Below are 22,654 nucleotides of genomic sequence, written 5' to 3'. Positions count from 1 at the left end.
ACAATCGTCCAGAAGACAACGGCCGGAAGACTTAGTTGTCATTGAAGGGATGTGAGACAGTATGCCCAGATATACAGATCGCAATGGAAATCAATGGGACCTCAACGATTGGCCAGGCAACTCGTACAAAGCGAGTGTCATCAACACCGCTTATCAAAATAGCGACTTTGTAGTGAAGAATATCGAAGGAACGCTCTACGCTGTGTTCACATGCTTCTGGTGCGGGAAGGCGGTGACGTCCGCGGGCGTGGAAGGGGATCACGTTGCCTCGCAAAACCTTGGAAACAGCGGCGACCAGGAATTGATGATGTTGTATCAGGATGCTCAAAATGCGACGAACCCCGATGGCTCGCCGTGGAATCTGGTTTTGTCCTGCAGCGAATGCAATGGCGGGTCGCGCAACAAGCGCAAGATTATGACGAGAGGGGCGTACCGCCGCGACAGGGACGCGCAAGGCCCTCGGCAGGTGGTGTTCTAGTCGCTGCCATTGATTTCGGGCCGGCTGGCCGCGAGGCTTTATGGTGGAAGTGAGCCATGAAGTCGATCCTTACGCGAGTGCTGCTGACGATTCCGGTTGTGTGGGTGGTGGTTTCGCTCGTCTTTCTGCTGATTCACCTGGTGCCGGGCGATCCGGTGCAGCAGATGCTGGGCGAAGGCGCGACGGCGGCGGATCTGGCGACGTTGCGGCATCAGTATGGGCTGGACCTGCCGCTCGGGATTCAGTATCTGCATTACTGGCGCGATGTGCTCCATGGCGACCTGGGGCGGTCGATCCGGCTGAATGACACCGTGGTTCATCTGATTGCGACGCGGTATCCGTACACGATTGAACTGACCGTCTCGGCGTTGGCGCTGGGGCTGGCGCTGGCGGTGCCGGCTGGAGTGATGGCTGCGGTGCGCCGCGGTCGATGGCAGGATCAGACGGTGGGTCTGGTGAGCCTCTTCGGTCTCTCGGTGCCGGCCTTTGCGCTTGGGCCGGTACTGATTCTGGTGTTTTCGATCGGGCTGGGATCGCTGCCGGTTTCAGGGGCCGGGCCTGGTGGACTGTTTTCGGCAGACGGCTGGAGGTACCTGGTGCTGCCTGCGGTGGCGATGGGGGTTTCGCTGGCAGCGATTTTAACGCGAATGGTGCGAACGGCGATGCTGGAGGAACTGAACCAGGACTACATTCGTACAGCGCGGGCCAAGGGACTCTCGGAGAATGCAGTAGTCTATCGCCATGCGCTGCCCAATGCGCTGGTGCCGATTGTGACGGTGGTTGGGTTGCAGTTTGGCGCGCTGCTGGCCGGGGCGATTGTGACGGAGACGATTTTCAGTTGGCCCGGATTGGGGCGGCTGGTGGTGACGGCAATCTCGGGTCGGGACTATGCGCTGGTGCAGGGAAGTCTGTTGGCTATCGGGCTGACCTACGTGCTGGTAAACCTGCTAACGGATCTGACCTACCGATGGGTGAATCCGCGCATGAGAGGATAGCTTTCCGCCGACGCGCTTCACACGGCACAATCGATCGAACTTGTCTGGCGTTTTACGTTAGAAATCCGGCAAACGATGTAACAGTTCCGAAAAATTATCTAGCATTTCGGACGATCTGTGTTCGCGGTCCCGTCTGTGCGGACGGCAAAATTCGGCAATCAGGACTGCTTTCCTGCCCAGTCGAGCATGGCGAGGGTTAGCAGCAAAACGCGCCGCAGACCCAATTCTCGATTGGCAGCGGAGTACCATTCAGCGCGGGTGTGCGCACCGCCGCCTTCGCCGCCTGCCCCAAGCGAGACGGCGGGAATGCCCAACGAGAGCGGAATGTTGGCGTCGGTTGAGCCGAGGCGCAGGTCGGTGCGGAGACCGAGATGACGGTCTACGGCCTTGATGGCCTCCATGAGCGGGGATTCGCATGGCAGCTCGGACGCGGGTCGATCTCCAATTTTTTCAATAATATAGCGGAGCAATCCTGGAGAATGCTTTTGCTCTCTTCGGTCGGAGCGGACACTGACCTTGGCGTTGGCGGCGTCCACGGCGTCCTCTACGGCGCGATGCAGGGCGACTTCGAGACGGACGAGGGGGCGCAGGTCGGTGCAGCGGAACTCGACGGTTGCGGTGGCGATTTCGGGGATCGTATTGACGGAGGTGCCGCCTTGGATGGTGCCGACATTCAGCGTGCTGCGAGGTTCGTCCGGAAAGTGGTCGCGTGAGGATTCGGCGAGCGTGGTCAGGGCGGAAGCCAGGATAAGAATGGGGTTTGGGGTTCCAGCGTCGGTGAAGCTGTGGCCGCCTGGACCGTTGACGGTGACCTGATAGCGGCGGCTGCCGAGAGCCTGGGTGACTGCGGTTTCGGCTCCGGCACCGTCGAGGACGATGTGGGCTGCGATGCGGCCGGCGTAGGGTGAATGCTGGTAGATGTGACGTACACCACGCAGGTCGCCTTCGCCTTCTTCGCCGACGTTGCCGACGAAGACGAGGTTCGCGCCGAGAGGCATCCGGGAGATTAAGAGTGCTTGAGCTATTGCCAGTAGACCGATGATTCCAGAAGCGTTATCGCAGGCGCCAGGGGCTTCGATACGTTCGCCACGGAGGATAGGTTTGAGCGGGGTGTCGAGCGGAAAGACGGTGTCGAGGTGGGCGGACAGGAGGATTATGGGTGATTGATCCTCCGGCTCGTTCTCTGGCTCGGAATTGGACTTGGGGATGGTGCCGAAGACGTTGCCGATGGCGTCAGTGTACACATCGGAGAGGCCGACTTCGAGGAATCGGCGAGCCATCCAGAGACTGCGCTGTTCTTCGCCGAAGGGCGGGGCGGGGATGGCTACGAGTTCCATTTGCCAGTGGAGCATCTGCTGGCTGTGAAGGTGGAGCCAGCGGAAGGCTTCGTGTAGAGGGCGCTGCTCGGCGAGAGCAAGTACACGGGAAAAGGCCGAACTGCGCGAGAGAATCGCCATATCTGTACTTTCAGGCTAGCAGGTATGGGCGGGGATGGGTTTGACCTGCTTTGATGCGGCTTTGCGGACGGACCGGGGGTAATATTGGTCAAGTTCCAGCCGGGTATTGGTTTAGGAGTGACGAGCCGTGGATGCTACTGGATATAAGCCCTCCTCTCAATTTGGCCAGGCGGCGGTTCAGATCTTTGGCATGAATGAGCGGATGAATCAGATTCTGATTGAACACCTTGATCCTGCTGTGTGGAGGGCGAAACCGCCAGGTAAAGTCCGCACTATTGCGGCGATCTTCACGCATGTGCACAACGTCCGCACGAAGTGGGTGAGGCTTACGGCTTCGCATCTGGGCGTTCCGGCACAGCTCAACCGGGCGCATTGCACGCCGGAAGAGGCCCGTGCCGGATTGGCTGAGAGCGCTGCTCGCTGTTCGGAGATGCTGGCGGAAGCATTTGGCGATGGCGGAGGACGGGTCGAGACATTTTGGAGAGACGGTTGGGCGAAACCGTGGCCGGTGGGTCCGGAGATGCTTTGCTACATGCTTTCTCATGAAGCTCACCATCGCGGACAGGTGTGCATGCTGGCGCATCAGTTGGGATTTCCGCTCTCGAAGGAGACAACGAGTGGAATGTGGAACTGGGAGAAGCTGCTGGAAGCTGAGAGGGAGAGGCGGTAGTTAATTAGCAAGTGGAGCGTTATCTTGATGTTATGTATGTAAATTAAAGTAACACGCGAGATTCTGGCTTATTCTTGGGAGAGAAGACCGACAGTGTTGCCGTCAATATCGGAGAACCAGGCGAAGGTGCTGCCGTTGGGGAGCTTGATGGGTGGGACGAGGGTTTTGCCTCCGAGGGCTTCGGCTCTGGCGAGGTATTCGGCTGCGTTGCTGACGCCGACGTAGAAGTTGGTGTAATGGAAGGGCTCGTGGCCGAGGCTGACGATGTGGCCTCCGATGGCCTGCGCGACGGCGTTTTCCGCGTCGGTGCGGATGTCGGTGCTCATTGGGCCGGATGTCATCTCCCAGTCGAAGAGCTGCTGGTAGAAGGCAGTGGACTTTTCGCGGTCGCGGCAGCCGATTTCGAAGTGGACGACGGGGTTGGGCATGATTTCTCGCCTCCTCGGAACAGAGACTCGTTATTTCGGATTCGTCATAGCAGATTCGTTATAGCAGAGATTCTTCTGGATATTCGACGGAATGCAGGAACAGGCCACGGGCTGGGGCGGTGGGTCCCGCGATGGAGCGGGAACGGGCTGCGAGGATTGCGGGCATGGAGCCGGCAGGGAACTGGCCGCGGCCGATTTCGAGCATGGTGCCGACGAGGTTGCGGACCATGTGATGGAGGAATCCATTGCCTCGGACGCGGTAGACAAGTAGTTCGCCGGGAGATTCGGTCCATTCGGAAGAGAAGATAGTGCGGATCGTGGAGCGGGTTGGGATACTGGTATCGCCTTCGGGTTCTTCTTCGCCTCGGAGAGTGAGGTCGGGATCGCTGGCCGCAAGGCTGAGGAAGTCATGTTCCCCGATGATTGCGTTGGCTGCATCCTGGATGGCGTCGAAATCGAGAGGCCAGCGGCAGTGGTGGATGTAGGGCGCGAGAAACGGCGAGCAAAGCTGGCCTCGGAAGATGCGGTATTCGTAGGTCTTGGCTAGGGCGCCGTGCCGCGCGTGGAAGGCGGCATGGACGATTTGGGCATCGAGAACGCGGATGGCTGCTGGGAGGGTGCGGTTGAGGGCGCGCTGGAGGTTTTCTGGCGGAATGGGTGCGCCGAGCTCGAAGCTGGCGACCTGACCGAGGGCATGGACGCCGGCATCGGTCCGACCGGAGCCTTGCGGCAGAGGAGCTTCGCCCCAGGAACTGCTGAGCACTCGCTGGATGGCGGCTTGAAGCTCGCCCTGAATGGTGGGAAGGCCGGGTTGGACCTGCCATCCGTAATAGTTGGTGCCGTCGTAGGTGAGGGTCAGCTTCCAGTTCTGCATTGGTTCGTCTAAGGAAGGGAACCCTGATTCAAGAATCGTCTTCAGGAATCGTCTTCGAATCGAATTCGATTCGAATCTGGGGTATCCGCTTGGCTGAGGATACCGCATCGGGCAAGTCGGACTGACCGGGCTGTTCCTGGGGCTGGGATATACTCAGTTTTTCTGTCCAAAACAAGGTGGCTTCCGGCAAGGTTTGATGGGGCGGGACGGAGCCATGTGATTTTCGAGATGCGTGAGGTGTGTCCTCCGAGCGTTTGCAGGTGTTTGCGGGAACGAATTTGCTCCGCCTGACGTATCCGATTCGTAGCAGAAACAGGATTACTCGACAGGTTCCCGGTTCGTGGCGCAAGTGTGTAGAAAGTGCGTCCGGCGGGTTGACTGGTGAGTCTGGATGTGCAGCATTCGATCTGGCACAGAGATAGGTGGAGAGGATTCATGCATTTGTACCGGAATCTTGAATTAGCGCAGGAGAAAAGCAAGCAAATGGAGAATGTCACAGCATCTCGCGGCAAGAGCCGCAGCGGCACCACTGGAAATTTGCGCGCCGCTGCTGTGGTGCTGCTGAGTCTGACGACCGCGATGCCACCAGGGATCGCCCAGCAGACCTCTCCGCAGGCTGGGGACAAGGTGCTTACGGAGGTGCCGGCTGCTCCGGCGCCAGTGAGCACAGAACCGCTCTTCCTGCGGGATACGGCCAAGGACTTCAGCAAAGGACACAATCCGTTTCCCAATCCGATCAAGATTTTTCAGGGAACGGATGTTCCGCCAGCGAATTTCATGAATTCCCTGCGGCTTTCGGACCTGGTGAAGAACGGGAAGATTTACCTGAGCCTGAGCGACGCGATCACTCTGGCGCTCGAAAACAACTACGATCTGGCGATTGCCCGGTACAACCTGGATATCGCCGACACGGATATTCTGCGCACCAAGGCTGGTTCCCTCTTTCGTGGCGTCAATTCGGGTCTGTTGACCAACACGCTGGGCGGCAGCTCGTCTACCTTGACGATCGGCGGCGGCCCAGGTGGCACGACTGCCGGCGCTGCTACCGGGGCATCGGGTCTGGTGGTTTCGACGGACGGTGCGGGTCCGGCGCCGGCGAACTTCGATCCTTATCTGACGGGAACGATCCAGTTGGAGCGGGCATCGGCTCCGCAGCCAAACACCTTGTTTTCGGGTGGCAAGACCACGCTTACTACCAATACCGACCAATACAACTTCAGTTATTATCAGGGGTTTCGAACGGGCGCCAATCTGCAGGTGTCCCTTAGTAATAGCCGGCAGACGACGGACAACCCGTTTGTCGATTACAGTCCTCAGTTGTCTTCGAGCTTCCAGGCTAAGCTCATTCAGCCGTTCCTCTACGGGGCTGGGACATGGGTGAACAAACGATATATCCAGGAAGCGATCTTTGACCGGCGAATTACCGATTCAGCCTTCCGGCAGCAGATTCTTTATACGGTCAACCAGGTGGAGAACATCTACTGGGCGCTGGTGAGCTCGTACGAGGACTTGCAGGCAAAGGAACGGGCGATCGAGCAGACCCGCAAGGTTGCGGCGGACGACCGCAAGCAGCTTGAGATTGGCACAATGGCTCCGTTGGATGTGGTGACAGCGGATTCAGCGGTCGCTTCGGATGAGCAGGCGCTCATCAGTTCGCAGAGCAACCTGAATTATCAGCAGTTGATCATCAAGCAGGCGATTGCACGGAATCTGAACGAGCCGGCGCTCATCGCCGCGCCGGTGATTCCGACGGACCGGGTGAGCCTGGAAGAGCTGCCGGAAGAAAAGCAGTCGGCGGATGATCTGGCGAAGACGGCCTTTCAGCAGAGGCCGGAGCTGGAACAGGCTGTGCTCTCGCTGAAGAAGGATGAGATCACGCTGAAGGCGACAAAGAACGGGCTGCTGCCTCAGCTCAATGGTTTCGCTTTCTATAACTCGAGTGCTCTGGGCGGTGCGCAGAGTCCGGAAGCCCTCAATTTCGCGACGGGTGGGCCGTATGCTCCCGGATCCTTTCCCGCGTCGGGTTATGGAACAGTGCTGCAGAATCTCTTCAACAACTCGGCGCCGGATAAGGGTGCGGGCTTTACGCTGAATGTTCCGCTGAGGAATCGTACGGCGCAGGCGGATCGGTCTCGGTCCTTGATTGAATACCGGCAGGCGCAGTTACGGCTGGAGCAGCTTTACACCGAGATTCGCATGCAGGTGGTCAATCAGCAGTTTGCGTTGACGAACGATCGGGCCGCTGTGCTGGCTGCGGAGGCGTCTCAGCGGTACAACGCGCAGAGCCTGGATGCGGAGCAGAAGAAGCTCCACCTGGGAGCTTCGACGACGGCGCTAGTCTTGCAGCAGTCGCGCAATCTGGCGACGGCGGAGAACAGCTTGATCTCGGCCAAGGCCGCGTATGCGAAGGATCGCGCGCTGCTCTATCAGTTGCTCGCGACAACCTTACAGCACTACGGCATCAGCCTCGGAGATGCTGCGACGGGGGTGGTGAAGGAAGTTCCGGTGATTCCCGGACTGGAACCGGCTAAGCCGGGAAATGAGCCTACGTTGCCTGCGCCGCCAGCGAATCAGTAGAATGAAATAGTGTTCTCCCCGCAGAAGGGAAGGCCCGGCAGCCGAGATTTCGGCGCCGGGCCTTTCTGTTTGTTCTGAAGTTGGGATGGAGCTGATCTGGCTATCGTTCCGCTATGAAGTCCAGCAGGTCGAAGAATTCGGGGAAGCTGATGGCGGCGGATTCTGAGCCTCGGATGAGTGAGTCTCCGGTGGCGCGGAGGGCGGCTACGCTGAAGGCCATGGCGATACGATGGTCGCCGCCTGAGTCGATGGTGGCTCCGTGGAGTTGCTGGCCACCGGGGACGTCCATGCCGTCTTCGTGCTCGGTGACTTCGGCTCCCATGGCGCGGAGGTTCTGAACGACCAAGGCGATGCGGTCGGACTCTTTGACGCGCAGCTCTTTGGCGTCGCGGATGCGGATGCCGCCGCGAGTGTAGGGTGCGATGGTGGCCAGGACGGGCAGTTCGTCGATGAGTTGGGCAGCCAGGGAGCCGGTGACTGAGGTGCTGCCGAGGCCTTCGGGTGGCGCGGTGATCTGCACGGTACCGACGAGTTCGGAGTGCTTGTCTTCGAGATTTAGGACGGCCACCTGGACGCCCAGTGAGGTCAGGACGTCGAGGAGCGTGGCGCGGGTGGGATTCAGGCCGAGTGAGTCGAGCAGGAGTTGCGAGCCGGGGAAGAGCGCGGCGGCGCAGAGGAAGAATGCGGCGGAGGAGATGTCTCCGGGGACGGCTGCTTCGATGGCCTTGAGGGTTTGCGGGCCGGTGATGGAGACGGAGTCGACACTGCGCTCGACGTTGGCACCGAAGGCTCGGAGAGCCAGTTCGCTGTGGTCGCGGGTGCGGATGCTTTCGCGGACGGTGGTGGTGCCCGGGGTTTGCAGACCGGCGAGGAGAACGCAAGTTTTGACCTGGGCGCTGGGAACTGGCGGGGTGTAGTCGATGGCCTTGAGCTGCGAGCCGTGGATGTGGATGGGCGCGTGGCCTTCAGTTAGCGTGAGTCTGGCGCCCATCGATTCGAGAGGAAGCTGGATGCGCTTCATGGGGCGGCGCGAGAGCGATTCGTCGCCGATGAGTGTGAATTCGCCTTGCTGAGCGGAGAGCAATCCGGAGATCATGCGCATGGTGCTGCCGGAGTTGCCGCAGTCTAACTCGCTGGAGGGCTGGTTGACCTTGCCTGCTACGCCGGTGACTTCTACCGTGCCGTCTTCGCGGCGGTTGACCTGTGCGCCGAGGGCGCTCATGCAGGCCAGCGTGGAGGCGCAGTCGGCTCCGGTGGAGAAGTTGGTGAAGCGCGAGGTGCCTTCGGCGAAGGCGGCGAGCATTCCGTAGCGGTGGCTGATGGACTTGTCGCCGGGAAGGCGCAGGCTGCCGTAGATGTTTTTGGCGGGACGGATGAGGCGTTCTTCTGTGGCGGTGTGCAAGACAAGCTCCGGAGGATTGCGGATGATTTTGGTATGACTCTTCAGTTTAGCGAAGAATTGTGGGCGGCGAAGAGACGGGAATGCCACGACGATCGAATTATGGAATGAGCGTTCTTAAGTTCAATCACGCATGGCAAAGTGATCATTCCTAAAGACACTTCGGAACAATTTTTGAGCTTAGGTCGTATGTTCTAAAGATGCGACTTAGACTGACGCTACCTATCCTTCTGGTTCTGGCATTTTTTGCAACTTTCCAAAGCCACGCGTCCGATCTGGCCCTGGTTGGTGCAAAGATTTATCTGTCCCCATCTGAGCCACCTATCGAAATCGGCACGATCCTTGTACACAGCGGCCGCGTTCTATCGGTTGGACCGATTGCAGAGATCAAAGTCCCACGCGGTACGACCGTAATCGACTGCAAGGGTCTCGTCGTGACTGCCGGCTTCTGGAACAGCCACGTGCACATCCTTTTGCCAGGGCTGCTTCATGCCGAAAATCTCTCCTCCGGGCAGATCTCGTCACAACTTCAACAGATGCTTACACGGTGGGGATTCACTACCGTCTTTGACATCGCTTCTGTGCTCCAGAACACCAATCTCATCCGCCATCGCATAGAAAGCGGCGACGTGAAAGGACCGCGGATTCTCTCAGTCGGCGAGCCCTTTTGGGTGAAAGGTGGAACGCCGATTTACGTCAAAGGGTTCCTCGAAGCCAATCACATCAGCATTCCGGAGGTGGAATCAACGGCGCAAGCCAAGGAGCGAGTGCGCCAGCAGATTGGCGACGGCGCGGATGGCATTAAGATTTTTGCGAATTCGATCGAGCGCGATGAGATCTTGACTATGCCTTTAGACCTCGCCCAGGTGATTGTCTCCGAGGCCCACAGTGCTGGCAAACCTGTGTTTGCCCATGTTTCCAATAATCAAGGAATCGAGGTCGCGATTCAGAGCGGGGTCGATATCCTGGCCCACACCACTCCCAGCGACGAGCTTTGGAGTGCGTCTTTCGCTCAGCGGCTGGCGGCTGCTCACATGGCTCTTACTCCGACGCTCACCCTTTGGGACGTCGAATCCAAAAAGGGCAATGCCTCACCGGACGATGTCGAGAAGGGGATGAGCAGAGCGGCCCAGCAACTGGAGGCTTTCTCGCGAGCAGGAGGGCAAGTTCTCTTCGGCACCGATGTTGGCTACATTCAGCAGTTCGACACCTCCGAAGAATTCAAGTGGATGTCCCGCGCCGGGATGAGTTTTCAGGAGATTCTGGCTTCCCTCACTACGAACCCCGCTCAGCGCTTCGGCTACTCCACTCGCAGCGGACGCATAGCGAAAGGATTGGATGCCGATCTTGTGATTCTGAGCGCTGACCCGGCTCAGAACTCTTCAGCATTTTCACAAGTTCGCTACACGATACGAGGCGGGCAGGTCATCTACGCAGAGAAATAAAGCGCGCAGAGAGACTTCGTGCTTCTTCTTGACAAATGACCTACATGGATGTCGATTTCCGTGAACAGGCCGAAACGCTTCTCGAACTCAAATCAACTCGATTTGATACTCGGCGATGGTACATGCGTTGAGAATGCGAATGCACTATATTCGGTTTCCTGGAGTGAAGTGCCGTTCTCGTTGCCGCCACAAAAAGTCACCCGGACCGACCGGTACTTCAATATTTCGACGACTCTCTGTTGTGACAGGAATGATAAGGGGAGCACTTCACGGCAGGACTCTTCGTCGCGAAGGATTATTTGATAGCAAAACCAACGTGCCTGCGTGGTAGAGAGATTTCGAAAGCAGTGGTATAGACAAACCTTATGCCGTATAAGCATTTGCACTTGGACGATGCGAGGAGTGATTGGGGATTATTGTCGAGAGATGGCAAGGAACAAGGATTGAAGTCACAAACATCAACAGACATTAAATCTCCACTCCGCTCAAGGTTGGAAGCAAGAAAAGCATAACCCAGATCCTGGCCCGGCATTCTCTACCCCAAAAAACCGAAGAGCCACTATTCATTTGATCTTTGCGGTGAATCGAGCATTTTTACGGACGGTCAGTTCGATCCGGCGCGACAAGTGAGAGTGAAGGTCTTTTCGCACCCCACTACTGAACTGTTGCAGGTACTGGCGATTATGGATCTTAACCGAAGCAGGCCTCCCGGCATATGCTCGGCCTCCCCGTTCCTTCTGTCGGAGCTGGAACGCTGGCTCGGCGAATGCCGCCGCCGGATCGGCCTCTGAAGAGGCTTACTTCGGTATTTCAAAAGATTGGGAATAAAACAGGGCTTTTCGGTCACTTAACATCGGGAGGCCTATCACTCCCGAGCTGTTAGGAATGCCCCGATTCCACTTAGGAGTACTGTGGGGCCAACTGTCTCGAATTGGCAGACGGCCGTTGCACATGTACAACAGCCAAACTCTACCACGTAAGCGAAAGGAATAAATCTTGAAGGTTCTTATAACGTCCGTACCCCTCATGGGCCATCTCAATGCCGTACTCTCAGTTGGACGAATTCTTACTGAACAGGGCCATGAAGTGATTGGTCTGTCGGTCAACGTACTCCGCGACCGAATCGAGCACATCGGCGCAAGATTCGTACCTTTCTCCGGAGCTGCTGATCTTGACTTACGGGATTTCGCCGCAGCGTATCCGGAGTTTCGGACGATGGCACCAGGTGTCGAGATGACACGGTTTTACTTCGAACGCGTCTTTGCAGATCCGTTGATTGATCAGAATCGGGACGTACAACATGCAATCGAAACATTTACCCCCGATGTCATCATCGTTGACAATTTGTTTTTAGGTATTCTTCCGCTCTTGCTGGGACCCCGCGCCAACCGGCCGCCGATCATTTCTGTTGGGTCAACCTATTTACTCTGGCATCGCCACGACAATGCTCCATGCAATCTGGGTTTGCCGCCTGCCTGGAAAAACGCTTATGCCGAAATTGCCCATGAGATTGATGCTGCATTTACGAAGCCAATTGGCGAATACATCAACTCTCTTCTGACAGGCGGTGGTTTCCCGGCGTTGCCGCTGAACATTTTGGACGCGGTTATCCAGTTACCTGATGCCTGTCTGCAACTCACCGTGCCGGACTTCGAATTCCCAAGAGCTGATCTCCCTCCAACGGTGCATTTCGTTGGAGCAATGCCAATTGTTCCGAAGCAAGCTCCGATTCCGGCCTGGGCAGATGAATTGGATGATTCCCGGAAGGTAGTTTTTGTTACTCAGGGGACTGTTTCAAACCACAATTTCACACAACTGGTGGCGCCGACGTTATCCGCACTTGAAGACGATCCAGATCTTTTGGTAGTTGTCGGCGTTGGTGGCCGCTCGATCGATGAACTGCCAAAGCCGTTGCCAGCGAATACACGCGCTGCATCCTATTTTTCGTTGGAGTGGCTCCTGCCGAAGGTTGATGTCTTCGTAACGAATGGAGGCTACAACACAGTAAATCAAGCGTTAAAGCACGGAATCCCACTCGTGACAGCCGGTCTTACGGAGGATAAGGCAGATGTAAATGCGCGCGTCGAGTGGTCCGGAGCCGGCATCGATCTAAAGACGAATACCCCAACAGTCGAGGCGTTGGCGCAAGCCGTACGGTCTGTCCTCAACGAACCGCACTATCGATCATCAGCGGCGCAATTGGCTATTGAATTTGCGAAGTTTGATACGGGGCAGGAAGTTATGCGGGTAATTGACGAACTGACCTGTGACGCTGTTCTCACATCCATCAAAAGCGATGTGGCGCGATAAGCCCCGTATTATGCCAAGAGACCTCCATGCAAGGTGGCGGTCTCTTTTTTTGATACGGTTCTGAACGCGGGCGTCAAATCTCGCCGTGCCCGCATTGGCGTTTACGAGGATTTATCCTGTTGTCCGGGCGCAAGATGCCTTCAATGAACCCATTGGACTGTTAGCACAGCTAGTCTCTCAAGTCGTGATCACAACTGTGAAGTCGAGACTGGTTGTGCCGAGACAGCACGTTTGCTAGTGTGGCTTGCATGCCGTCGAATGTACCCGAACATTTGAGCAGAACCATAGAGACGCTTTACCAGTCTGAATCGGGCCGGATTCTGGCTACGCTGGTGCGCCTCCTTGGCGATTTCGATCTCGCTGAAGAGGCCATGCACGAGGCCTTTGCTACTGCTTTGGACGCCTGGCGTAAGGCCGGTATACCAGACAACCCGCGCCCCTGGCTCATTTCAACCGCACGCTTCAAGGCCATTGACGGGATGCGCCGGAGGGCGCGCTTCGACGCCGCACAAACGGACCTCGCGCTCAACCTAGAGGCGCGCATCAACGATGGACCCCAGGAAGAGGAGATCGAGGACGACCGCCTCCGTCTCATCTTCACCTGCTGCCATCCCGCTCTGGCGCCGGAAGGACAAGTTGCTCTTACTCTGCGTGAAGTGTGCGGCCTGACAACAGAGGAGGTTGCTCGAGCATTTCTCGTTAATCCGGCGACGCTCGCGCAGCGCATCGTGCGCGCGAAGGCCGTCATCCGCGATAAGGCTATTCCTTACCAGGTGCCTGTATCGCAAGAATTACCGGCAAGGTTGGGAGCCGTACTTCTGGTCGTTTATCTGATCTTCAACGAGGGGTATTCGGCGCAATCGACACACGGCGCGCTGAGCCGCGAGGCAATCCGTCTGGGCAGACTGATCCTCGACCTTCTTCCGGAACCGGAGGTGATGGGTTTGTTGGGGCTTATGCTGTTGCAGGAGTCGCGCCGTGCGGCCCGGAGTTCCCCGGAAGGCGAGTTGATCCTGCTGGATCAGCAGGATCGCTCCGTTTGGAACAAGGACCAGATCGCTGAAGGCATCTCTCTCACCGAGCGCGCTCTTGCGTCGAGGCGTTTCGGTGCGTACACCCTTCAAGCCGCCATTGCCGCAGTCCACGCCGAGTCTCCCTCGGCAGCATCGACGGATTGGCGCCAAGTCCGGCTGCTCTACGACCGGCTGGTTCATATTCAACCTTCTCCGGTCGTCGAACTCAACCGTGCAGTTGCCGTCGCAATGTCCGAGGGGCCGGAACTGGGTCTTCGTCTCATCGATGACTTGCTGGAACGCGAGGAACTCGCCAACTATCACCTCGCACACTCTGCCCGTGCGGATTTGTGTCGCAGGCTGGGGCGAATTCCCGAGGCGCGCGCTTCGTATGAGAAGGCGCTGGCCCTTGTCCGACAAGAGCCAGAACGCCGTTTTCTCGCGGGACGGCTGCGGGAATTGAAATAAAAATCGGCCCTGCTGTCGATCTTTCCCACGCTCGACGACTATAGGGGGAACGATCCAGCACACAAGGTTGTACTGCTGGCCGCCAACAATAGGAGACGTACGATGAAATATATCTGTTTGGGATACATCGAGCCGGGGAAATTCCAGGGCATGACTGAGGACCAGCAGCACGCGATGCTCGATGAGTGTTTTGAATACGACGCCCATTTGCGCGCCAATGGGCATTTTGCTTCCGGAATGGCTCTTCAACCCCCGGAAACCGCGTTGACCCTGTACTGGAAGAACGGCAAAGTCGCAACTACCGACGGACCCTACGCGGAAACCAAGGAGCAACTTGGCGGCATTCTCGTTCTGGAGGCGCGGGATATGAACCATGCCATTCAGCTGATCTCGCAGCATCCGGGCCTGAGGTATGGGCCGTGGGAGATACGGCCGGCAGCCGATCTAAACCAGATGATGCAGGAGAGCGAGCAGCGACGGCGAAACGAAACCGCACGCTGAGGACGGGCAGAAGAGTGATCAGGACCGTGGCCGGGGGAGGGAAGCTGATTTAGCTGCGGCGTCCGGCCAACGCAAGAAAGAGTTTGCACAGAAATCCAGGAGGAAGGAATACAGATGCCAAAGGTTCGTGTTGCAGGATTTAGTGTTTCGTTGGATGGTTTCGGCGCTGGGATTGAGCAGAGCCTGAGTGATCCTCTCGGCAAGCGGGGGACCGAGATCTTTCAGTGGTTCTTTCGGACAAAGACATTCCGCGCGATGCATGGGCAAGAAGGTGGAGCTGTCGATACCGACGATCAGTTTGCGCGAAGAGCAATGGAGAACTTCGGCGCTTTCATCCTCGGTCGCAATATGTTCGGTCCCGTGCGCGGCCCGTGGCTGGATCGCTCATGGAAGGGCTGGTGGGGCGATAACCCGCCTTATCATACGCCAACCTTCGTTCTAACCCACTACGAGCGGGAGCCTCTGGTGATGGAGGGAGGAACGACCTTCTACTTTACCACCGGCGGAATCGAAGAAGCGTTGAGACTCGCGAAGCAAGCAGCGGGCGAGAAAGATGTCAAGATCGGAGGTGGTGTTTCCACTGTGCGGCAGTATCTGCGAGCTGGGCTGATAGATTCTCTGCAATTCGCGTTTTCCCCCGTCGTACTCGGTCAGGGAGAAGCGCTGTTCGCCGATCTCGACCTGCCTGCGCTTGGATTTTCGGTGACAGAACACAGCCCTACTGAATACGCGACCCATATTGTGCTGGAGAAAGTTTAGAGACAGAGTTGCCAGCCAACCCTCATCGTGCGCAGAACGCAGCGCGATGAGGGCGGCCCCGAGGATTGGCGCCGCGGAAGGGAAGTCGGCGTTGCGACTGTGATCTCGTAACCTGTTGTAGAGTTGCGGGGTATTATTACAGCGAGTAGATCTGAACTCCCTGACAGAAGTGGCAAATATTGTGATTTCCATTGTCTCTCAAGGAATGATTAAGCGGACGGTCCTCGTCCGCCTGGCTGTCGGCTATTCTGTTGCCGCGCTCTTGTGTTCTACCACATTGGGGATGGCCCACGACGCAGCGGGTCGCCCCGACAATCGGCCCGTGAATGTTGGAGTCGTGCGGCAGGCGCATGTGGACCCTCACACAGTCATCCTGCCAGTGGTCGACGGGAAGGATATCCGTTTCACGCGACTCTCGACGGAAGACGGGTTATCACAAACGATGGTATGGCAGATCGTGCAGGACGATCAGGGCTTCATGTGGTTTGGTTCCCAGTATGGACTGAACCGGTACGATGGCTACAAGTTCAAGGTGTTCAGGCATGAGCCTGGTGTTGCCAATAGTCTAAGCGGAGTCTACATTTACTCGCTGTTCAAGGATCGCTCGGGCACACTTTGGGTCGGATGCGATGATTTTCTGGATAAATTCAACCCGGTCACCGAGACATTTACTCACTACCGCATTGATACCGCGGGCTCGCAAGGGGAAACGGTTCCTGTCACCACCATCAGCCAGGACCACACGGGTTTGTTGTGGCTTGGAACCAGGAAGGGCCTCTACAGATTCGATCCCTCTACCGGACGGATCATTCACTATCGTCACGATCCTAACAATCCCTTGAGCCTGAGCAGCGACGAGATCAGAACAACCGGCGAAGACAGAGAGGGGATTTTCTGGGTTGGGACCCACGAAGGGCTGGATGCGTTCGATCGGGATTCGGGGAAGGTCACGCTCCACGTCCCGTTGGAGAACCTTGCCCCTACGTCGTTCTATGAGGATCGCTTTGGCGTGTTCTGGATATTCCAGCTCACTGGAGGCGGTTTAGGGGTCTTCGATCGAAAGACGAATACGGTTACTCGTTATTCGTTCCACAAGGGGCATCTTTCTGATGCACTGCTGACCGGGGTTATGACGGCGTTCGAAGACCGGGAAGGCACTCTGTGGTTTGGGACGTATGGCGACGGCCTTGTCAAATATGACCGACAGGGCCAGAAGTTCATTCGCTACCGTAATGACCCCGCGAACCCGGATAGTCTCAGCGAAGACAATGTGATTACTCTGTTTCAGGATCGCGAGGGAGACATTTGGACAGGCATGTTCATGTTGGCGCCCAACCGGTTCTCTACGAGACCGCCGCTCTTTGAGAAATTCAAGCACGAGCCCGGCAATCCGAACAGCCTCAAGGGGACGATGGTCAACGGCATCTATCAGGATCGCAAAGGAATCCTGTGGATCAGCACGATTGACGCGCTCAACCGCATCGACCGCAACACAGGGCAATACACCTTCTATCAGACTGCAGGACCAGGAGTCAGCCCGCGCCCGATTGCTATCGTCGAAGACCGATCGGGTTTTCTTTGGCTCGGTAGCGACAGCCATGGGGTGGCCCGTTTCGACCCCAAGACCGGAGCGCTCAAGACGTTCCGGCACAGCCCAACGGATCGATTCAGTTTGAGCAATGATGTTGTGGATCGGCTGCTCATCGATCACAACGGTACGCTGTGGGCCACCACGTTTGATGGCCTCAATCGCTTTGATCCGGCGACTTCTCACTTCACCGTGTATAAGCCCGATAAACAAAGCGGGGCGCTGGTCGATATCGAGATCGAGGAAGACCGTCAGGGAGAGTTATGGGTTGGCACGCATTCCTCAGGTCTGCAACGTTTCGATCCAACCACAGGGCGGTTCACGGCTATCTACCAGCACGACGCAAATGACCCGACGAGCCTGAGCAACAACCGGGTCAACTCTGTGCACATCGATCACGCAGGGACGATGTGGGTTGGCACTCAGGATGGGCTGGACAGATTCGACCCAAAGACCGGCAGATTTAAGACTTACGACGAGCAAGATGGCTTATCTGGAAATGTGGTGAGTTGCATCCTTGACGACGAACGCGGCAATCTATGGATGAGCACCAATAACGGTCTGTCGCAATTCGATACGTCAAAGCAGACCTTCAGGAACTACTCCGCCGCGGATGGTCTTCCCGGTGCGGACTTGACCGGTTGGGGCACTTGTTTCAAAAGCTCGAGTGGTGAGATGTTTTTTGGGGGATTCAGTGGAGGCATAGCATTTCATCCGGACAAGGTGGGGGACAGTCCATACGTTCCGCCGGTCGTTCTCACTGATTTCCGGCTCTTCAACCACCCCGTGACGATTGGAACTGATTCACCGCTCCGGAAGTCCATCGGCTACACCAGCGCCTTCACCCTTTCTCATGACCAGAACGTCTTCTCGCTGGAGTTCTCCGCACTCAGCTATTTCAATTCGGCTACCAACCGCTACCGCTACAAGCTGGACGGATTAGACCACGAATGGCACGAGGTGGGCAGCAACCAACGGTTGGCGACTTACACCACCCTGCCGACAAGGATGTATACCTTCCGTGTGCAGGGCGCAACCAGCCGGGGCGCCTGGAGCGAGCCAGGCTTGGAGTTAGCCATCAAGATCCTGCCTCCGTGGTGGAATACATGGTGGTTCCGTGCGGTCTGCGTGATCGTTTCTGTAACATTGCTCGGGGCATTTTATCGATGGCGCATTCGGCAGCTCCGGAGAGAGGAAAAGCACCTTCGGGACGTTGTGGAAACGATTCCGGCAATGGCATTCTCCGCCCGGTCCGATGGGTCCACGGAATTTGTCAATCGACCTTGGCTGGACTATACAGGGCTGTCAGAAAGAGCCAATTTGGACTCTGGCTTGCAGCTCACCATTCACCCCGATGACCTGGATGAGCACCTGAGCAAGTGGCAAGCGTCGCTGGCGACTGGCGCACCCTTCGAGAATGAGGCACGCCATCGCGATGCGAATGGCGCCTATCGCTGGTTTCTAGTTCGTGCTGTGCCGTTCCGTGATGAGCACGGACATGTTCTCAAGTGGTATGGAACTCTGACGGACATTGAAGATCGCAAACGCTCAGAACAGGAACGCGAGAAAGTACGCCAGCTACAGGCAGATCTCGCACATGAGAACCGGATCAGCATGATGGGAGAGCTGGCCGCTTCGCTGTCTCATGAGCTAAGGCAGCCCATCACTGCGGCAATGCTAAACGCCGCGAGCTGCCTGGGATGGCTTACGCGCGACCGGCCGGATGTGGAAGAGGCGCGCGAAGCGGCATCGAGAATCATGAAAGACGGCACCCGTGCGACGGAGATAATCGACGGTTTGCGATCTCTTTATAAGAAAGGCGCTCCGCCGGAACGTGGATTGGTCGATGTGAACGAGTTGGTTCTTGCAATGTTTGTCCTGCTGCGCAGTGAGGCCAACCGCTACTCGATTCACATGCGTGCGAATCTAGCCTCCCAACTTCCTCCGGTCACGGCAGATCGCGTGCAACTGCAGCAGGTATTGATGAACCTCATGCTCAACGGCATTGAGGCGATGAAAGACACTGGCGGTGAACTTATGGTTAAAACGGAGCTGGCTCAGGATGGTCAACTGCTACTCTCAGTCAGCGACACCGGTGTGGGATTGCCAGCCGACAAGACTGACCAGATTTTCAGCGCCTTCTTCACCACCAAACCTCAGGGCTCGGGCATGGGTTTGGCGATCAGCCGCACTATCATCGAATCACACGGTGGCCGCTTATGGGCGAACGCCAACCAGGGAAGGGGTGCGACGTTTCTGTTCACCCTGCCGGTAGAGATGATAACGTCGTCACCCTCGGTTTGCCTGACCCGCCAGTGATAGGCATGTTGATTGCACGTGCCCGACATCGACGGCTACATCTGCTTCAGCACCAATTGACCCCCGTTTTCATCGTCCGACAGGACCTCGAGCGTCATAGCGGATGCGGTCTGCGACGGGGTTACAGCATGTTTTATAGGCCCCATCGTCTGTGCGATCGCGACGCCGCCAATGTTAGCTTTGAACGTTGCCAGTTTCTGAGGTTCGGAGCCGCCGGTCAGGATCAGGTCATACTTCTTCCCGGGCGTAAGGCCCGTTGCCGCGATCTGCACGTTGTCGATCGGCCCGAGCGAGTTGATCGAGACACTCGCGTGTGCCTGTGAATCGCCAGAGGTTGGTGGGACCAGTTCGAGGTGGAGCGCATCGCTTGAAATGCCGAGAGGCTTCAGATTGGCGTTGCCCGCATCGGAGGAGACTGCCCCGGGAACGTAAACGAGCGCCTGGGGCAGCTGGCCGACAGGGATCGTGGCTACAATGCGATTCGTCATCGTGTCGATAGCCTGCACTGAATCCCCATTTTCCAAACCGACATAAACCTTACTTCCATCGCCGGACCCCCAGATGCCGTGGGGCAGGTCACCAGTTTTAATCGTTGCCACTAACTGAGGCGCGGAGCCGGTCACGCGGCGGTAGGCCAACACCTCGTCCTTGCCTCCTACCGTGACATAGGCAAACCGTCCTGCTTCGTTTGTTATGAAGGTAACGTGATTTGTGATGGGTCCTGTTTCGAGCGTGGCCAGCGTCTGGAAGGGTGGCTTCGCGCTTACGACCTGGGTCTTGCCCGAATCCTTGAGAGTAAACCAGACTTCGTCCTGATCGACCGCAAGGTTTGGGGAAAACGGGCTTGCCTGCGGTACCCTTGCAACTATCTTGTAGGTCTTCGTATCGATAACATCCATCTCCGGAGTAAAGCTGGAAGGAACAAATGCATATTTACCGTCGGGGCGAAAGAGCACCATGCCTGGACCGTTCGCAGTCTCGATGCGGCGTACTTCTTTCATCTTCACCGGATCGATCACGCTTACATAGTTTTCACCGCGCACCACCAACCAGAGCTCTTTACCATTGGGCCGGAAAAAGGCCTCATGCGGAGAGCGGCCTACATAGACCTTTCCCTTGACCGTATTGGTCTCCGTGTCGATGAAGGTGACGGAATTGGAGCCGATGGAGACCACGGCAAGCGTCTTGTGGTCGGGGGAAAAACCAAGGCCATGCACCAGCAGTTCGCCGTGATACAGGGGGCTCAGCGCCGCCGGCACGTCATCGCCGAGATGAATGGAGCCGAGGAATTTGTTTGTCGCAGGATCGATGACCGAGACCGTATTCGAGGTCTGGTCGGCTGTGTAGACGCGGTCTGCGGTTTGGGCTAGACCGGACACCGCACAAGCGGTCAGGAGTGCGGGAATCACTAAGAAGCGCATCGTTTGTCTCTCTTTCGAAGGTAAGGGTGAGCGTAATGGTTAGTGTTTCTTGCTGAGCCAAAGGTTCATGGCATCGATTTCGGATTCCTGATCGACGATGATCTCTTCTGCGAGCCGGCGCATCACGGGGTCTTTTCCGTAGCTCAGCTCCGCCTTGGCCATATCGATGGCACCCTCATGATGGGGAGTCATCATCGTGGCGAAATCGTGATCGACGTCTCCGGTCATCGGTGCGGCGGCCATGCCTTTATCCATCTTTGTCATGCTCGTCTGCATCACCTGCATGAACTGATCCATGCCAGAGGGAATTTGCGCAGCCGCCGTCAAAGTAACCAGTAGAACGGGTAGCATCCATTTGAGCTTCATTGATTTGCTCCTTCTATACGTACCGAGACAATCTCCATACGGCTCGTCTTTGCTGTCAATGAAGTGTCGAGCGAGAGCCGGTTTATTCCCTCAGCGCCGGAAGTTTTCCGCTGTTGTGTATGAAAACCTTCGAGGTGTTCAATTCGCTTCCGAGTTCATGCGATTCAATCCGCATGAAATTATGGATTTAGGCCTTGCGAAGAATATTTGCGAGAAAAGATAGAAAGCATTGGAATAAAACGGAAGGCAGAATGCACTTTATTGGTGAAAGCAGAGCGGGCAATCGAAAGACGGTTTACGGTGCAGATCACTGACCAGATGTTCAACGATTGGGTAAGGCAGCACCAGAGGCTCCTCTTCGGGATCGCCTACTGGTGGACTGGCTCGCGGACAGACGCGGAAGAATTGACCCAGGAGGCTTTCTTGCAGGCTTATCGTTCTCGTTCGAGTCTGCGTGATGTGGAACTTGTAAAAGGATGGCTTGTTGGCATCTTAAGACACTGTCATAGCCAGATGCGGCGGCGAACGAAATCGAGAGGGGCAGTCTCCTTCGACGAGATGCTCTATGAGCCGGAGAGCCGGCCGGCTCTCAGTGCCGATGCTCTTGCCCTTCATCAGTCTCTGGAAAAGCTCGAGGAACGGTATCGTCTTCCGGTTGTTCTGTTTTACTTCCAGGATCTCTCCTATCGGGAGATTGCCGAAGCATTGGGACTCCCGATTGGAACAGTCATGTCCAGGCTCGCCCGCGCAAGACAACAACTGCAAGAGTTGATGAAGGCACCCACGAAATTAGTTCAGATGAAGAAGGCGAAATTCCTATGAGCTGCGAACTTTACAAATCGGAGATGTACGCGTGGCGTCCGGGTGATAATCTCCCAGACTCCAAGCCACTCCTTGACCATCTTGGAACCTGCCCCGAATGTGCGCAATGGTTCGCGAACTTCAGCGCGAGCGATGAGAGGATTCGCCAGACCTTTTCAGAGATCCCAGAGAGCCCTTCGCTGGAGGCAAAAATCTTCGCAAGCCTGGACTATGAGCGTCTTCAGAAAGCACCTCGTAAGTCCAGTTGGAGAAATTGGTTTCTGCTACCCATCGCGGCATCTCTTCTCCTTGGCGTCACGCTCAGGCTCGGCCCCTGGCTCCAGGACGCGCGTCTGAGCCGAGAGGTAGCGACTCTTCTCAGTCAGCCTCCCTCTGTGGAGATCAACAGCACCGATCAAAAGCAGCTTCTCGACTGGAGCGCACGCGCTCTTTCGGGAGATGCGGAGCTGCCTCCCGAACTGAGCAAAATAGAGTTTCGCGCCGCAAGCTCGCTTAAGGTCGCCAGTCACAGAGCTGTCCTGCTCAAGATGAAGAACGAGCAACGCGCCAGCCTGCTGATCATCGATGCCCGATTGACGGCAGAGAACACGATCAAATCTTTTCACGAGACAGCAGGCAGCGACAGTCGCTGGTCCGATGGACGAAGGACGTATGTGCTCCTCTTTCAAGGGAGCGAGCAGGATATGCATGCCTACATGACACAAATGGGCATCGTTACGTAGAACTGCAGACTCGATTCGTTGACTCCGACCGATAGAATTTGT

18 protein-coding genes are annotated in these 22,654 nt (G+C 56.9%); 12 read left to right on the top strand and 6 right to left on the bottom strand.

Features of this window, described 5'->3' with window-relative positions:
- Positions 1–61: 61 nt before the first annotated feature.
- Positions 62–478 carry a hypothetical protein gene (locus OHL23_RS12560; protein WP_263352228.1) on the top strand — a complete coding sequence of 139 codons (417 nt, stop codon included), beginning with the start codon at positions 62–64 and terminating at the stop codon, positions 476–478.
- Between the two features lie 56 nt (positions 479–534).
- Complete coding sequence (locus OHL23_RS12555; protein WP_263352227.1) at positions 535–1,473, top strand: ABC transporter permease; 939 nt, start codon at positions 535–537, stop codon at positions 1,471–1,473.
- Positions 1,474–1,631: 158 nt separating this feature from the next.
- On the opposite strand, the gene OHL23_RS12550 is transcribed toward OHL23_RS12555, so the two are convergent.
- A complete protein-coding gene (locus tag OHL23_RS12550) occupies positions 1,632–2,930 on the bottom strand; it encodes a M20/M25/M40 family metallo-hydrolase (protein ID WP_263352226.1) in 1,299 nt (432 codons plus the stop codon).
- A gap of 127 nt (positions 2,931–3,057) precedes the next feature.
- Here OHL23_RS12550 and OHL23_RS12545 point away from each other — a divergent pair, with 127 nt between their 5' ends.
- Complete coding sequence (locus OHL23_RS12545) at positions 3,058–3,600, top strand: DinB family protein (RefSeq protein ID WP_263352225.1); 543 nt, start codon at positions 3,058–3,060, stop codon at positions 3,598–3,600.
- 68 nt (positions 3,601–3,668) lie between these two features.
- Here OHL23_RS12545 and OHL23_RS12540 read toward each other — a convergent pair whose 3' ends face one another.
- Positions 3,669–4,028, bottom strand: coding sequence for a VOC family protein (locus OHL23_RS12540; protein WP_263352224.1), 360 nt, complete (start codon positions 4,026–4,028; stop codon positions 3,669–3,671).
- Positions 4,029–4,086: 58 nt separating this feature from the next.
- Entirely contained in the window at positions 4,087–4,902 is an 816-nt protein-coding gene (gene truA, locus OHL23_RS12535; RefSeq protein ID WP_263352223.1) for a tRNA pseudouridine(38-40) synthase TruA, read from the bottom strand.
- 483 nt (positions 4,903–5,385) lie between these two features.
- Between truA and OHL23_RS12530 the strand changes: the two genes are divergently transcribed.
- Positions 5,386–7,479, top strand: a complete 2,094-nt coding sequence (locus OHL23_RS12530) for a TolC family protein (RefSeq protein WP_263352222.1) — start codon at positions 5,386–5,388, stop codon at positions 7,477–7,479.
- A gap of 100 nt (positions 7,480–7,579) precedes the next feature.
- Here OHL23_RS12530 and aroA read toward each other — a convergent pair whose 3' ends face one another.
- The gene (aroA, locus tag OHL23_RS12525; protein ID WP_263352221.1) at positions 7,580–8,881 is read right to left on the bottom strand and encodes a 3-phosphoshikimate 1-carboxyvinyltransferase; all 1,302 of its coding nucleotides are present in this window, start codon (positions 8,879–8,881) and stop codon (positions 7,580–7,582) included.
- 197 nt (positions 8,882–9,078) lie between these two features.
- Here aroA and OHL23_RS12520 point away from each other — a divergent pair, with 197 nt between their 5' ends.
- From OHL23_RS12520 to OHL23_RS12495, 6 genes are all read left to right on the top strand, one after another.
- Complete coding sequence (locus tag OHL23_RS12520; RefSeq protein WP_263352220.1) at positions 9,079–10,323, top strand: amidohydrolase family protein; 1,245 nt, start codon at positions 9,079–9,081, stop codon at positions 10,321–10,323.
- 996 nt (positions 10,324–11,319) lie between these two features.
- The gene (locus OHL23_RS12515; protein WP_263352219.1) at positions 11,320–12,633 is read left to right on the top strand and encodes a nucleotide disphospho-sugar-binding domain-containing protein; all 1,314 of its coding nucleotides are present in this window, start codon (positions 11,320–11,322) and stop codon (positions 12,631–12,633) included.
- Positions 12,634–12,905: 272 nt separating this feature from the next.
- Positions 12,906–14,114, top strand: a complete 1,209-nt coding sequence (locus OHL23_RS12510; RefSeq protein ID WP_263352218.1) for an RNA polymerase sigma factor — start codon at positions 12,906–12,908, stop codon at positions 14,112–14,114.
- 102 nt (positions 14,115–14,216) lie between these two features.
- Positions 14,217–14,615, top strand: a complete 399-nt coding sequence (locus tag OHL23_RS12505) for a YciI family protein (RefSeq protein WP_263352217.1) — start codon at positions 14,217–14,219, stop codon at positions 14,613–14,615.
- 114 nt (positions 14,616–14,729) lie between these two features.
- A complete protein-coding gene (locus OHL23_RS12500) occupies positions 14,730–15,374 on the top strand; it encodes a dihydrofolate reductase family protein (protein WP_263352216.1) in 645 nt (214 codons plus the stop codon).
- Positions 15,375–15,579: 205 nt separating this feature from the next.
- Positions 15,580–19,281 carry a sensor histidine kinase gene (locus tag OHL23_RS12495; protein ID WP_263352215.1) on the top strand — a complete coding sequence of 1,234 codons (3,702 nt, stop codon included), beginning with the start codon at positions 15,580–15,582 and terminating at the stop codon, positions 19,279–19,281.
- 35 nt (positions 19,282–19,316) lie between these two features.
- Here OHL23_RS12495 and OHL23_RS12490 read toward each other — a convergent pair whose 3' ends face one another.
- Positions 19,317–20,702, bottom strand: a complete 1,386-nt coding sequence (locus OHL23_RS12490; protein ID WP_263352214.1) for a YncE family protein — start codon at positions 20,700–20,702, stop codon at positions 19,317–19,319.
- A 39-nt stretch (positions 20,703–20,741) separates the two neighbouring features.
- On the bottom strand, positions 20,742–21,068 hold the full coding sequence (copM, locus tag OHL23_RS12485) for a CopM family metallochaperone (protein ID WP_263352213.1): 327 nt from the start codon (positions 21,066–21,068) through the stop codon (positions 20,742–20,744).
- 264 nt (positions 21,069–21,332) lie between these two features.
- Between copM and OHL23_RS12480 the strand changes: the two genes are divergently transcribed.
- On the top strand, positions 21,333–21,890 hold the full coding sequence (locus OHL23_RS12480; RefSeq protein ID WP_263353234.1) for an RNA polymerase sigma factor: 558 nt from the start codon (positions 21,333–21,335) through the stop codon (positions 21,888–21,890).
- On the top strand, positions 21,887–22,612 hold the full coding sequence (locus tag OHL23_RS12475) for a hypothetical protein (protein WP_263352212.1): 726 nt from the start codon (positions 21,887–21,889) through the stop codon (positions 22,610–22,612). Before OHL23_RS12480 ends, OHL23_RS12475 begins: the two co-directional genes overlap by 4 nt.
- The last annotated feature ends 42 nt before the right edge of the window (positions 22,613–22,654 follow it).

This window comes from Acidicapsa acidisoli (assembly GCF_025685625.1).
GTDB classification, from domain to species: domain Bacteria; phylum Acidobacteriota; class Terriglobia; order Terriglobales; family Acidobacteriaceae; genus Acidicapsa; species Acidicapsa acidisoli.
Note: the sequence above shows the minus strand (reverse complement) of the source record. Positions and strands in the feature narration are given on the sequence as shown.

Bases quoted from the DNA above. Each gene is read 5' to 3' on its own strand.
- OHL23_RS12560 (WP_263352228.1), top strand. From the start codon at position 62: ATGCCCAGATATACAGATCGCAATGGAAATCAATGGGACCTCAACGAT.
- OHL23_RS12555 (WP_263352227.1), top strand. From the start codon at position 535: ATGAAGTCGATCCTTACGCGAGTGCTGCTGACGATTCCGGTTGTGTGG.
- OHL23_RS12550 (WP_263352226.1), bottom strand. From the start codon at position 2,930: ATGGCGATTCTCTCGCGCAGTTCGGCCTTTTCCCGTGTACTTGCTCTC.
- OHL23_RS12540 (WP_263352224.1), bottom strand. From the start codon at position 4,028: ATGCCCAACCCCGTCGTCCACTTCGAAATCGGCTGCCGCGACCGCGAA.
- truA (WP_263352223.1), bottom strand. From the start codon at position 4,902: ATGCAGAACTGGAAGCTGACCCTCACCTACGACGGCACCAACTATTAC.
- OHL23_RS12530 (WP_263352222.1), top strand. From the start codon at position 5,386: ATGGAGAATGTCACAGCATCTCGCGGCAAGAGCCGCAGCGGCACCACT.
- OHL23_RS12520 (WP_263352220.1), top strand. From the start codon at position 9,079: ATGCGACTTAGACTGACGCTACCTATCCTTCTGGTTCTGGCATTTTTT.
- OHL23_RS12505 (WP_263352217.1), top strand. From the start codon at position 14,217: ATGAAATATATCTGTTTGGGATACATCGAGCCGGGGAAATTCCAGGGC.
- OHL23_RS12500 (WP_263352216.1), top strand. From the start codon at position 14,730: ATGCCAAAGGTTCGTGTTGCAGGATTTAGTGTTTCGTTGGATGGTTTC.
- OHL23_RS12495 (WP_263352215.1), top strand. From the start codon at position 15,580: ATGATTAAGCGGACGGTCCTCGTCCGCCTGGCTGTCGGCTATTCTGTT.
- OHL23_RS12490 (WP_263352214.1), bottom strand. From the start codon at position 20,702: ATGCGCTTCTTAGTGATTCCCGCACTCCTGACCGCTTGTGCGGTGTCC.
- copM (WP_263352213.1), bottom strand. From the start codon at position 21,068: ATGAAGCTCAAATGGATGCTACCCGTTCTACTGGTTACTTTGACGGCG.
- OHL23_RS12475 (WP_263352212.1), top strand. From the start codon at position 21,887: ATGAGCTGCGAACTTTACAAATCGGAGATGTACGCGTGGCGTCCGGGT.